The sequence below is a fragment of the Stenotrophomonas lacuserhaii genome (genome assembly GCF_039674585.1).
In the GTDB taxonomy this organism is placed as follows: Bacteria; Pseudomonadota; Gammaproteobacteria; order Xanthomonadales; family Xanthomonadaceae; genus Stenotrophomonas; species Stenotrophomonas pennii_A.
Window position 1 is genome coordinate 41,012 of record NZ_JBDJNU010000015.1, and the last position, 12,144, is coordinate 53,155.

Below are 12,144 nucleotides of genomic sequence, written 5' to 3' on the forward strand. Positions count from 1 at the left end.
CATGTGCCCAACGTCGATGTCCAAAGAAGATTTCAAACAGGCCGCCCTCGATTACCACCGCATGTCGCCGCCGGGCAAGATCAAGGTCACGGCGACCAAGCCGATGCTGACCCAGCGTGATCTGTCGTTGGCCTATTCGCCCGGCGTCGCCTACGCCTGTGAAGCGATCATGGCCGACCCGCAGCAGGCCAGCGAGCTCACCGCACGCGGCAACCTGGTGGCGGTGATTTCCAATGGCACCGCCGTCCTGGGCCTGGGCAACATCGGCCCGCTGGCCGGCAAGCCGGTGATGGAAGGCAAGGGCGTGCTGTTCCAGAAGTTCGCCGGCATCGATGTGTTCGACATCGAAATCGACGAACTGGACCCGGACAAGCTGGTCGACATCATCGCCTCGCTGGAGCCGACCTTCGGCGGCATCAACCTGGAAGACATCAAGGCGCCGGAGTGCTTCATCGTGGAGCGCAAGCTGCGCGAGCGGATGAAGATCCCGGTGTTCCATGATGACCAGCACGGCACCGCGATCATCGTCGGTGCGGCGGTGCTGAACGCCATGGCGATCACCGGCAAGAAGATCGAAGAAGTGAAGCTGGCGACCACGGGCATGGGCGCGGCCGGCATCTCCTGCGTCAACATGCTGGTGCAGCTGGGCCTGAAGCCGGAAAACATCCTCGCCTTCGACCGCGACGGCGTGATCCACACCGGCCGCACCGACCTGGATCCGGAAAAGGCGCGTTACGCGCGTGACACCGACAAGCGCACCCTGGCCGAGATCGTCGACGGCGCGGACATCTTCCTGGGCCTGTCGGCGCCGGGCATCCTGACTGCCGACATGGTCAAGACCATGGCGCCGGACCCGGTGATCTTCGCGCTGGCCAACCCGACGCCGGAAATCATGCCCGAAGACGTGCGCGCGGTCCGTACCGACGCGATCATCGGCACCGGTCGTTCGGACTACCCGAACCAGGTCAACAATGTCCTGTGCTTCCCTTACCTGTTCCGCGGCGCGCTGGACGTGGGCGCCACCGCGATCAACGAAGACATGAAGATCGCCTGCGTGCGCGCCATCGCCGCGCTGGCACGGCGTGCAGCCACCGACATGGGCTCGGCCTACGGCGGTGACACCCCCAGCTTCGGCCGTGAATACCTGATTCCGCGCCCGTTCGACCGCCGCCTGCTGGTCGAGTTGTCCGCCGCCGTGGCACAGGCCGCGATGGATTCCGGCGTGGCCACCCGGCCGATCGCCGACATGGCCGCCTACCGCCAGAAGCTGTCCGAGTTCGTCTACCGCACCAGCTTGATGATGAAGCCGGTGTATGACCGCGCGCGCACCGACAAGCAGCGCGTGGTGTACGCCGAAGGCGAGGAGGAAGTGGTGCTGCAGGCGGTGCAGAACGTGGTCGACGAAGACCTGGCGCATCCGATCCTGATCGGCCGCCCTGACGTCATCGAGGCGCGCATCGAACGCCTGGGCCTGCGCCTGAAGATCGGCGAGAACATCCAGGTCACCAACATCAACGATGACCCGCGCTTCAACGAGTACTGGCAGTACTACCACGCGCTGACCGGCCGTCGTGGCGTCACCGTGGCCGCAGCGAAGAACCTGATGCGCTCGCGTCCGACCCTGATCGCCGCGGTGATGGTGGCGCGCGGTGAAGCCGATGCGCTGCTGACCGGCGTGGTCGGCCGCTTCCACAAGAAGCTCGGTTACGTGCGCAGCGTGCTGCCGCTGGAATCGAAGGTCACCTCGACTTCGGCGATGACCGGCGTGATCAACCAGCAGGGCGTGTTCTTCTTCGTGGACACCCACGTGCAGGAAGATCCCACTGCCGAACAGCTGACCGAAGCCACGCTGCAGGCGGCCTACCGCATGAAGCTGTTCGGCATCGAGCCGAACGTGGCGCTGCTGTCGCACTCCAACTTCGGCAGCCACGATTCGAAGGACGCGCTGAAGATGCGCCAGGTGCGCGAGATGCTGCTCAAGCGTAATCCGCGCTTGAACGTGGACGGCGAGATGCAGGGTGATACCGCGTGGGATGAAGCCCTGCGGCAGAAGCTGCTGCCGGGCTCGACCCTTAGCGGCCGCGCCAACCTGTTCGTGCTGCCGAACCTGGAAGCGGCCAACATCGCCTACAACCTGGTGCGCGTGTTCACCGACGGCGTGGCGATCGGCCCGATCCTGATGGGCGTGGCCAAGCCGGCGCACATCCTGACCAGCAGCGCGACCTCGCGCCGGATCCTGAACATGACCGCGATCGCCGCGGTGGATGCGCAGATCCGCAAGCAAATCGAGGCCGAGAAGAAGGCGTAAGCCTTCTTCACAGGCTCGATTTGCCCACGCATTCCCCCTTATCCCCCCACCTTCGGCGCGCCCCCTTGAACAACAAGGGGGCTCTGCTTCGGATGGGGTACGGGCGTGTGCGTTCTTATCGTGCTTTTGCGTACGTGGCCCACAGGGCCGGCAAGGCCTGGCCGGTCTGCTGCTGCCACAACGCCGGTGTATACGCGCCGCTGCGCAGTGCGCCATCCAGCGCCTTCACCAGGCCCGGATGGGCCGCCTCGCTCCACTTCAGGAACGCGCCGGTGACCCGGTAGCCGGTGTCGAAATCCTGCCCGTCCTTTACCGCGAGCGGCAGCGCCCAGCCGGCGGCGGCGTTGTCCACGCCGTAGCGGTCGCGCGCATAGTCGGCGATGCCTTCCACCAGCCAGCCGGGTACGCGCTCGTTGGCGTACTCCGGGTAGCCCTGCACGATGTGCATGGCCTCATGGGTCACCAGATCGGTGTCACCCGGGTGCTTGGCCAGCCACGCCGGATTGATCGTGATCGTCGCCGCCTTGGCCTTCTCGCCGACATAGGCGATGCCGTCGTATGCCGGATCGATCACGATGGCGGCCTGCGTCGGCGCCATCGGATGGAAGTCGGCGCGCTGCGGCAGGTAGGCCTTGAAGAACGTGTCGATGATCCGCTGGCGCATGGCCTCCGGCAGCGCATCGCGGGCGTCCTGGTAGCGCAGGGTCACGCCGCCCCGCTGCTGCGTCGCTTCGAAGGCATGCGCGGCAGGGGAGGCGAGCAGGCACAACGCAGCCAGGGCGCCCGGCAGCAGAGGGTTCGACGCACGGTTCATGGCGTCGTCCCCGCGGCCAGCAGCTCCACTTCGGCCAGTTGCATCCGCCCGGGCGCACCGATGCGCAGGCGGTATTCGGCATGGCGGCCCGGCTTGGCGATGCGGAACGGACGGGTCTGGCGGGCCCAGGCGAAGTCTTCGGCGCTGCGCGTATCCAGCGTGGTCCAGCGACCCCCTGCGGCGCGCGCTTCCAGCGTCCAGGCGCCGCCACGGATCGCGCTGTCGCCACTGGTCAGGGTATACATCGACGGCGCACCATCGGCGATGCCGCTGAACACCACCGTGGCCTTCGCGCCCAGCGGGGCAGCGGTCGCGGCGTTGTCATCGACCAGCGCGTCCAGTGCACGACCGTCTTCCAGCCGCGCCTGCGCGCCCTTGACCAGCAGGTCATGCAGCAGCGCAGGGTGCTGGCCGCGTGCGGTCAGCGACGGCAGTACATCGCCTTCGCCGGTGCCCCAGCGCGACGGCTGCGGGCCCATCTGGAAGTCCAGCGTGGCACCGGCCGCGACGATGTCATGCGGCAGCCAGGTCTTCGTCCATGGCTTGCCGTTGACCTTCAACGACTGCACGTACACGTTTGCCGGCGAGTTGTCCGCCGCGTTGACGGTCAGCACCGCGCCGTCCTGCAGGGTGACCCTGGCGTGCCGGAACAGCGGCGAGCCGATCGCATATTCCGGTGCACCCATCCGCAGCGGATACAGGCCCAGCGAAGCAAACACGTACCACGCCGACGTCTCGCCGTTGTCTTCGTCACCCGGGTAGCCCTGGCCGATCTCGCTGCCCACGTACAGGCGCGCCAGGATCTCGCGCACGTGCTTCTGGGTCTTCCACGGCTGGCCGGCGTAGAGGTACATCCAGGGGATATGGTGCGAAGGCTGGTTGCTGTGGGCGTACATGCCCATGCGAACATCGCGCGCTTCGGTCATTTCATGGATCAGCCCGCCGTAGGAACCGGCGAACGCCGGGTCGGCGGTTTCCGGCGTGGCGAAGAAGGCATCCAGCTTGGCGGCCAGCGCCTCGCGGCCGCCGTAGAGCGCCGCCAGCCCCTCGCCATCGTGGGGCGCGGTGAAGGCGAACGTCCAGCCATTGGATTCGGTGTAGTCGTGGCCCCAGACGCGGGCGTCGTAGTCCTTTGCGGCCACCCGCCAGCTGCCATCTTCGCGCCGGCCCTGGAAGAAGCCGGCGGACGGGTCGAACATCGTTGCATAGGCCGCCGCACGATGGCCGAAGTAGTCCGCCTCGGTGGCGAAACGCTCGCGCTCGGCGCTGGAGCCGGCCGCGCCGGCGAGCCGGGTCGCCATGTTGGCGATGCCGAAATCGTTGAGCGCCCCTTCCATCGTCCACGACATGCCCTCGTGCACGTCGGCGCTGGCAAAGCCGGTGAAGGGGGAACGGTCCATGCCCTTGCGGCCGACGTGGCGGTCCGGTGGCACCACCGTGGCATTGCGCAGCGCTGCGGCATACGCGGTATCCACCTCGAAACCGCGCACGCCCTTCAGCCAGGCATCGGCGAAGGCGACGTCCGAACTGGTACCGACCATCAGGTCGGCATAGCCCGGCGATGACCAGCGCGCGACCCAGCCGCCCGCCTTGTACTGTTCCAGGAAGCCCTGCACCAGCGCGCCGGCGTCCTCGGCGCGGAACAGCGCGTAGGCCGGCCAGGTGGTGCGGAAGGTGTCCCAGAAGCCGTTGTTGACGTACACCCTGCCATCGCGGACCGGCGCGAAGCTGCGCACCGCGCTGCCATCGGTGTTGTCCTCGGCCGCGCTTGCCTGGCTGGCGTAGCGCCACTCCGGCGACTGTGCGGTGCCGACGTTTTCATGGCCGGAGTTGGGATACAGGTACAGCCGGTACAGGCTGGAATACAGCGTGGTCTTCTGGTCGTCGCTGGCGTCGCCGATGTCGAAGGCGCCCAGCCGCACGTCCCATGCATCCTGGGCGCGGGCGGCCACGCGTTCCAGGTCGTCGTCGGCGCTCAGTTCCAGGGCCAGGTTGTGGCGCGCCTGCTCCACCGAAATCAGCGAGGTGGCGATGCGCATGTTGACTTGGCGATCGCTGCCAGGGTCGAACTTGATGTAGCCGGTCGGGCGCCCGGTCTGCAGCGTGCCACTGCTGCGCCACGGACGGTCGAAGCTCGCCACCACGTACATGCGCGTCGCTCCATTGGACAGGCCGCTGCGTACATCGGTGTAACCGGAAAGCGTCTGGCTGGCGGCGTCCAGGGTCAGCCCGCCGCGCGCATCGACATTGTCGAACAGCAGGTTGGCATCGCCGCCGGTCGGGAACTCGAAGCGGAACAGGGCGGCGTGGTCGGTCGGGGCGATGGCGGCGGTGATGCCGTTGTCGAAGCGGACGTCGTAGCGATACGGACGCGCGCTTTCCTGGTCATGTGAGAACGCCAGCGCGCGCTTGGCACGGTCGGCTTCGGGCACGCCGCGGCTGGCCGACGGCATCACCTGGAAGGTCTGCCGGTCGCCCATCCACGGACTGGGTTGGTGGCTCAGCGACAATGCCTGCAGGCGCGGGCGGTTGTCCGCGTCGTTGTGCTCGTTCCAGCGGTACAGCCAGTTCAGCACGCCGGCATCGGTCACCGGCGTCCAGAAGTTGAAGCCATGCGGCACCGCCGTGGCGGGGAAGTTGTTGCCGCGCGAGAAACGGCCGTTGGACTGCGTACCCCGCGTGGTGAGCACCCACTCGGACGGTCGCGCCGGTACGACCGACGGCGTGGCGTCCAGCCGTACATCGTCGATCCAGCCGGTCACCGGCTTGCCTGCCGCGCTGGCTACGTCCAGTTCAACGGCCACCACGCGGCGCCCCCGCAGGGCGGTTACGTCGCCCAGCCGCACGGCCTTGCGTGCCCATTGCTGCGGGTACAGCGTCTTCGACCCGCCCTGCGCCGCGGCGCCCAGGGCGACTCCGTGCTGGTCACGTGCCGCGCTGGCCGACACGCGCTGGCCGTCGTCGAGCAGCAGGTCCAGCGAGACATACGTGGAAGCGACGGTATCGCCGTCCACGATTTCGGGCAGCACCATCCAGCTCAGGGTGGTGTCGGCGTCGATCTGCTGGTCGGTCGTCAACAGGACCTGCCGGGCAGTGCCACCTGTACTGCGGTACTGCAGGGCGTGCTGGCCGCTGTAGCCCGCGCTCGGCTTGGCCGCGTACGGATCGGCCGGGCCGGGCCCCACGCGCAGGCTCAACTGGCCGCCAGCGCCTGCGGGGGGCAGCGGCTGCCCGGGCTCGAACGAGGTCGACAGCGCGGCCGCATGGGCGACGGGAAGCATGGCGAAGGCCAGCGCGAGGCACAGCGGCGCGCGGCGGGCACGGTCAGACGCATTACGGGGCATTGCGGTCTCCTCCCAGAGCAACGCGGACCATCCTGCAACACGCATGTTGGCGCTGACAAGTGCATTTGGTTCGATCCAAATTGGTGCGCCGCGCCATATGGAACGATCCAAAACGCGTCTTCCGGCCGCAGCCCAAGCGCCCACCGGCGCCGACCGCGCGCCGCCACCGGTGATAGAATCCCAGCCCTCGCAATCCCATCCACGACGCCCGCCATGAGCCATACCGCCACCGCTCCCGCCAACGCTGAAAAGCGTTACACCGTGCACCGCGGCGACCTGCCGCTGAGCTGCCCGACGCCGGAGATGGCGCTGTGGAACTCGCACCCGCGCGTGTACCTGCCGATCGAAGACGAACCCAACGGCGAAGCGAAGTGCGCCTATTGCGGCGCCGTCTTCGTGCTGGCCGACTGATCGGGCGCCTGAGCTGATGCGCCGATTGACCGTGGTGCAGTTGCTGCCGGCGCTGCACTCCGGCGGTGTCGAGCGCTCTACGCTGGAAATCGCCGCCGCGCTGGTCCAGGCCGGCCACCGTGCGTTGGTGGTGTCTGCCGGCGGGCGGCTGGTCGAGCCGTTGCTGGCCAGCGGTGCCGAGCATCTCACGCTGGATATCGGCCGCAAATCGCTGCTGACCCTGCGCCACATGCCCACCCTGCGCCGCCTGTTCGCCGAGGTCGGCGCGGACATCGTGCATGCGCGCTCGCGGCTGCCGGCCTGGCTGGGCCTGCATGCCGTACGCGCGCTGCCTGCCGCGCAGCGCCCGCACTGGGTGACCACCGTGCACGGACTGAACTCACCGGGACGCTACAGCGCGGTCATGACCACCGGCGAGCGGGTGATCTGCGTGTCCGAGACCGTGCGCGGCTTCGTCCAGCAGCACTACCCAACGGTGCCGTCCGCGCGCCTGCAGGTGATTCCGCGCGGCGTGGACACCGTGCAGTTCCCGCGTGTCGGCAGCCACGACAAACGCCCCAGGCTGGCGCTGGCAAAGGACCACCCCTGGCTGGCGGAAGTGACCGCGCCGGTGCTGCTGCTGCCCGGCCGCGGGACCCGGTTGAAAGGCCACACCCACGCCCTGCAGCTGCTGGCACGCCTGCATGCGGCCGGGGTGATGGCGCAGCTGTGGATGCTGGGCACGGACGAACCCGGGCGCGAAGCCTACGTACAGGAACTGCGCCGGCAGGCGCAGGCACTGGCGGTCGGCGATGCCGTGCACATCAGCGCTCCGACCTCGAAGATCGCGCAGGCCTACGCCGCCAGTGACCTGGTCCTGCAGTTGTCCGACAAGCCCGAGGCCTTTGGTCGAACCGTGGTGGAGGCCCTTTCCGTGGGCCGGCCGGTGCTGGGCTGGGACCACGGCGGCGTGGGCGAACTGCTGCGCCAGCTGCAGCCCGGCGGCGCCGTCGCCCTGGGCGACATGCAGGGACTGGGTGAACGCGCGCTGGCCCTGCTGGCGGCGCCCCCGTCGCCGCCGGCACGCATCCCGTTTACCCTGCAGGCCATGCAACGCGACACCCTCCGCCTGTATGCCGACCTTGCCGGCTGACCCGCAGCCCGCCGTGATCGATGATCGCGCCGGCCGCTGGGCGCCGTGGGTGGTGCTGGCCTTCGTGGCGCTGTGGCCGCTGCCGGGCATCGCCGAAGGCGTGCTGGCGCTGGGGGCGATCTATGCGGCGGTGCGCATGGTCACCCGCCGCCTGCAGGGCCAGCCGCGCCTGCTCAGCCCGGCCGCCTGGGCGCTGACCAGCATCCTGTTCCTCGGCTACTGGCTGCCGCAGGCGCTGTCCGCGCTGGATGCAGTGGATCCTTCAGCAGCCTGGACCAAGACCGCAGCCGGGCTGCGCTACCTGCCTTTCATGTGGCTGGTCGCCATCGCGGTGGCCACGCCGGCCCGGCGCACGCTGACCCTGGGGGGTCTGGCCGTGATCACCGCGGCGTGGACACTGGACGCACTGGTGCAGGCGGCCGCCGGCACCAGTCCGTGGTTCTGGTCGCTGGACCAGCTCAAGCAGCTGGCCAGCCAGCGGCCGCTGTGCAGTGCCGAAGAAGCCGCGCTGGCTGATCGCCTCAGTGGCGCGCTGGGACCGTGCAACCTTAAATTCGGTCAGGTGCTGGCCAGCCTGTCGGCCTTCCTGCTGCTGCCCGTGGCGGCCCGTTTCGGTCGGATCGGCTGGACGGTGGCCACGCTGGCGATCGGCGTGGTGTTGCTGCTGGCCGGCTCACGCGCTTCGTGGATCACCTTCGCGCTGGTGGTGGCCTACAGCGGCTGGCGTCTGTTCGGTGGGCGCCAGCTGGCGCTGCTGGCGGTATGTGGGCTGGTGGTGGCGGCAGGCCTTGCCTACAGCGTTCCGCAGCTGCATGACCGCGTGGTCCGCACCGCGCAGGCCTGGGAAGGCGATGACGATGGCATGGACCAGGCGCTGTCCGGGCGCGGAAGGATCTGGTCCGCGGCCGGCTGCATGATCCAGGCCCATCCGATCAATGGCGTGGGCGCGCGTGGCTTCCGCGATGCCTATCCGGACTGTGATCCGGCTGCCGGGAGCAACGGGGTATGGGGCGCGGGGCCGGCGTTGCATGCGCATCAGATCGTGCTGGAAATACTCGCTGAAACCGGGGTCATCGGCCTGCTGTTGTGGCTGGCGGCGGCGGCACAGGCGTGGCGGGCATGGCGGTTCGCGCCGCCGGCAGCGCGCGAGCGGGCGCGTCCGGCCATGCTCGCATTGGCGGTCACGGTGTTCCCGTTGAATACCCACCTGGCGTTCCATTCCACGTTCTGGGGTGGGGTCACGGTGCTGCTGGCGGCGTTGTTCGCCGGCAGCCTGCTGGCGCGGGACGAGCCGGGTTCCAACGACTGAAAACGCTTCGCTGTTGGCGCTCTTGGCGGCGTTCCAGGTGTTGGCGACGGGCGGTGGGACTGCGCGGGGGACGGCAGGAGCCGCATCCTGCGGGCCTCGTTTCGCGCCATCCATGGCGCTCAACGCCCCCGCCCAGCCCCTCCGCCCGTCGCCCCGAGAGATTCCGGTGGCCGCCTGCCAGAAAAATAGAACGGTAGCGCCGAACCATGGTCGGCGGCTTCTGCTTTTGCTCTTTTTTGACCCAACTCCGCGGGACACGTTCAGTGTCCGGAGGCGGGGGAGGGTGCTGCGCGGGACGCTGAGCCGCATGGATGCGGCGACGCAGCCTACATGGGTGAGAGCGCATGGCATGCGAGGCACTGCCTCGCAGGCGCTCGAACGCACAGCCGCCAGCGGCTGGGCCGGGCCGCGGAGCGGGACGTGCGGCGTGTCCCGCTCAGCATCCTCCCCCGACTCAACCCATGAATCGATCAACGCAGCACGCGAACGGTTCTTCACTCGTAATAGGAACTGCGGCCACCGGGTTGGCGCTTGAAGCGGCGGTGGATCCAGAGGTACTGGTCCGGGGCCTCGCGCACCATCTGTTCGATGGCCTGGTTGACCCGCGCGGTATCGGCTTCCACGTCCTGGGTCGGGAAGTTGTCCAGGGGGGCGCCCACCTTCAGGTAGTAGTCGCCGCCTTCGCGGCGATGGAAGTACGGCACGACCGCGCAGCCGGTCATGCGCGCCAGCTGGTGGGTGGCGGTGATGGTGGCGGCCGTGTGCCCGAAGAAGGGCACGAACACGGTGTCCTTGCCGCGCATGTCCTGGTCCGGCGCGTACCACAGGAACCCGCCCTTCTTCAGGTGCCGCACGCTGGCGCGGATGTCTTCGTTGGCGAACATCGCGGTGGCGTAGCGCAGCCGGCCGAACTTCACCGCCCATTCGTACACCGGGTTGCGGTGCTTGCGGTACATGCCGGCCAGCTCGACGTGGTCGCACAGCAGGCGGCCGCACATCTCCAGGGTCATGAAGTGGCCTGAAACCAACAGCACGCCGCGTCCTTCGGCCTTCAGCTTCTGAAGGTGCTCCACGCCTTCCACATGCACGCGCGGGCGGATCGTGGCGATGCTGCCCCACCAGGCGCGGGCAAACTCGAAAATGCCCACGCCGAGCGCATCGAAACTATCGCGCAGCAGGCGTTGGCGCCACGCATCGTCCTTTTCCGGGAAGCACAGCCTGAGGTTGACCTCGGCCGCCTTGCGCCGGCTGCCCGCCAGCCGCCAGCTGACCCAGCCGACGCCGCGCCCCAGCGCACGCTGCAGCATCCACGGCAGGCGCGCGATGGCGAAGGCGCCGAGCATCACGGCGAACATGGGCCAGTTGCGCGGGTCGCGCAGCGAAGGACGGGGGGCGGTGGTGGCATCGGACATGCCCCCATTCTACCAAGGCCCCATGGGCGGGCCGCGTGTCTTTCAGCGGGCCCTCCCGTATCCTTCCCGCATGCGCAAAGACCCCGTCGAATGGATCCTGCGCGGCCTGTATTCGGCCGTGCTCTACCTGCTGCTGCCCATCACGGTGTACCACCTGGTCTGGCGCGGGTTCCGGGTCCGGGAATACTTCCAGCGCTGGGACGAGCGTTACGCCTCCTACCCGGATTCGAGCTGCCAGCCACGTGTCTGGCTGCACGCGGTATCGGTCGGCGAGGTGAACGCCGCCGCGCCGCTGGTCAACGCACTGCGCGCGCTGCGGCCGGACATCCGCTGGGTGGTCACCACCATCACCCCGACCGGCTCGGAGCGGGTGCGCGCGATCTGGGGCGATGCCGTGGACCACGTCTACCTGCCGTATGACGTACCCGGCAGCGTGGGGCGCTTCCTCAACCATTTCCAACCCAGCCTGGCCTTGATCCTGGAGACCGAGCTGTGGCCGAACATGTTGTTCGGTTGCCGAAGCCGATCGATCCCGGTGTACATCCTCAATGCCCGGTTGTCCGCGCGTTCGCTGCGTGGCTACCGGCTGCTCGCCGCGCTGATCCGGCGTGCACTGCGCACCGTCACCTGCGTGGCGGCGCAGTCCGAAGACGACGCCGCGCGCTTCATCCAGCTCGGCGCCGATCCGGCGCAGGTGCAGGCGCTGGGCAACCTGAAGTTCGACATCGCCGCGCCCAACGTGCAGGCCTTCGTCGCGCAGTTCCATCGCAGCGTGCCGGCGAAGCGGCCGGTGTGGATCGCCGCCAGCACGCACGAGGGCGAAGAGCAGGCGATCATCGACCTGCACCGGCGGCTGCGCATGCAGCATCCGCAGCTGTTGCTGCTGTGGGCGCCGCGCCACCCGGAACGGTTCGCCCGCGTCGACGCGCTTGCACGCGAGGAGGGCTGGCAGGTGGCCACCCGCCGCGCGCAGCACTGGCCGCAGGCCGACAGCGATGTGTTCGTGATCGATACGCTGGGTGAGCTGATGTCCTTCTATGCGTGTGCCCAGGTCGCCTTCGTGGGCGGCAGCCTGCAGGCCATCGGCGGGCACAACCTGCTGGAGCCTGCGGCGATGGGGACCGCGGCCGTCACCGGTCCGCACCTGCATAATTTCGCCGAAATCTCGCGGCGCATGCTCGAGGCCGATGCGCTGCTGATAGGGCAGGACGTGCAGTCGGTGGGCGAACACCTGCAGCACCTGCTGTCCGACGCGCAGGCCCGCGAGGACATGGCGCGGGCCGGCTGCGCGCTGGTCAGCAATGGCAGGGGTGCCCTGAAGCGCACGATCGCGCTGGTAGAACCGCAGCTGCCGCCGCCGCTCTCCAGCGCTGCGGCCGCCGACTGCTGACGCGATTGCGTTGGTCGCAGTGAC

The 12,144-nt window shown here is 68.6% G+C and carries 8 protein-coding genes; 5 read left to right on the top strand and 3 right to left on the bottom strand.

Features of this window, described 5'->3' with window-relative positions; all coding sequences use genetic code 11:
* Window positions 1-16: 16 nt before the first annotated feature.
* Entirely contained in the window at window positions 17-2,308 is a 2,292-nt protein-coding gene (locus ABE522_RS08210; RefSeq protein ID WP_346591259.1) for an NADP-dependent malic enzyme, read from the top strand.
* 115 nt (window positions 2,309-2,423) lie between these two features.
* Here the strand turns inward: ABE522_RS08210 and ABE522_RS08215 are convergent, their stop codons facing one another.
* The gene (locus ABE522_RS08215) at window positions 2,424-3,122 is read right to left on the bottom strand and encodes a basic secretory protein-like protein (protein WP_346591260.1); all 699 of its coding nucleotides are present in this window, start codon (window positions 3,120-3,122) and stop codon (window positions 2,424-2,426) included.
* Window positions 3,119-6,466, bottom strand: coding sequence for a GH92 family glycosyl hydrolase (locus ABE522_RS08220; RefSeq protein ID WP_406846325.1), 3,348 nt, complete (start codon window positions 6,464-6,466; stop codon window positions 3,119-3,121). Before ABE522_RS08220 ends, ABE522_RS08215 begins: the two co-directional genes overlap by 4 nt.
* 213 nt (window positions 6,467-6,679) lie before the next feature.
* Between ABE522_RS08220 and ABE522_RS08225 the strand changes: the two genes are divergently transcribed.
* Genes ABE522_RS08225 through ABE522_RS08235 form a run of 3 tightly spaced genes read left to right on the top strand, consistent with a single transcriptional unit; the run spans window position 6,680 to window position 9,318 of the window.
* Window positions 6,680-6,877, top strand: a complete 198-nt coding sequence (locus ABE522_RS08225; RefSeq protein WP_042614687.1) for a zinc-finger domain-containing protein — start codon at window positions 6,680-6,682, stop codon at window positions 6,875-6,877.
* A 16-nt stretch (window positions 6,878-6,893) separates the two neighbouring features.
* Complete coding sequence (locus ABE522_RS08230; protein ID WP_346591261.1) at window positions 6,894-8,009, top strand: glycosyltransferase; 1,116 nt, start codon at window positions 6,894-6,896, stop codon at window positions 8,007-8,009.
* A complete protein-coding gene (locus tag ABE522_RS08235; RefSeq protein ID WP_346591263.1) occupies window positions 7,990-9,318 on the top strand; it encodes an O-antigen ligase family protein in 1,329 nt (442 codons plus the stop codon). Before ABE522_RS08230 ends, ABE522_RS08235 begins: the two co-directional genes overlap by 20 nt.
* A gap of 494 nt (window positions 9,319-9,812) precedes the next feature.
* On the opposite strand, the gene ABE522_RS08240 is transcribed toward ABE522_RS08235, so the two are convergent.
* Window positions 9,813-10,730 (bottom strand): LpxL/LpxP family Kdo(2)-lipid IV(A) lauroyl/palmitoleoyl acyltransferase, encoded by a 918-nt coding sequence (locus ABE522_RS08240; protein ID WP_346591264.1) that lies wholly within the window; start codon window positions 10,728-10,730, stop codon window positions 9,813-9,815.
* Window positions 10,731-10,800: 70 nt separating this feature from the next.
* Here ABE522_RS08240 and waaA point away from each other — a divergent pair, with 70 nt between their 5' ends.
* Window positions 10,801-12,120: a lipid IV(A) 3-deoxy-D-manno-octulosonic acid transferase gene (gene waaA / locus ABE522_RS08245; RefSeq protein ID WP_346591265.1), complete on the top strand. Its 1,320-nt coding sequence runs from the start codon at window positions 10,801-10,803 to the stop codon at window positions 12,118-12,120.
* The last annotated feature ends 24 nt before the right edge of the window (window positions 12,121-12,144 follow it).

Excerpts from the sequence above, each read along its gene's own strand:
- waaA (WP_346591265.1), top strand. The coding sequence starts at position 10,801 with ATGCGCAAAGACCCCGTCGAATGGATCCTGCGCGGCCTGTATTCGGCC.
- ABE522_RS08225 (WP_042614687.1), top strand. The coding sequence starts at position 6,680 with ATGAGCCATACCGCCACCGCTCCCGCCAACGCTGAAAAGCGTTACACC.
- ABE522_RS08215 (WP_346591260.1), bottom strand. The coding sequence starts at position 3,122 with ATGAACCGTGCGTCGAACCCTCTGCTGCCGGGCGCCCTGGCTGCGTTG.
- ABE522_RS08235 (WP_346591263.1), top strand. The coding sequence starts at position 7,990 with ATGCCGACCTTGCCGGCTGACCCGCAGCCCGCCGTGATCGATGATCGC.
- ABE522_RS08240 (WP_346591264.1), bottom strand. The coding sequence starts at position 10,730 with ATGTCCGATGCCACCACCGCCCCCCGTCCTTCGCTGCGCGACCCGCGC.
- ABE522_RS08230 (WP_346591261.1), top strand. The coding sequence starts at position 6,894 with ATGCGCCGATTGACCGTGGTGCAGTTGCTGCCGGCGCTGCACTCCGGC.
- ABE522_RS08220 (WP_406846325.1), bottom strand. The coding sequence starts at position 6,466 with ATGCCCCGTAATGCGTCTGACCGTGCCCGCCGCGCGCCGCTGTGCCTC.
- ABE522_RS08210 (WP_346591259.1), top strand. The coding sequence starts at position 17 with ATGTCCAAAGAAGATTTCAAACAGGCCGCCCTCGATTACCACCGCATG.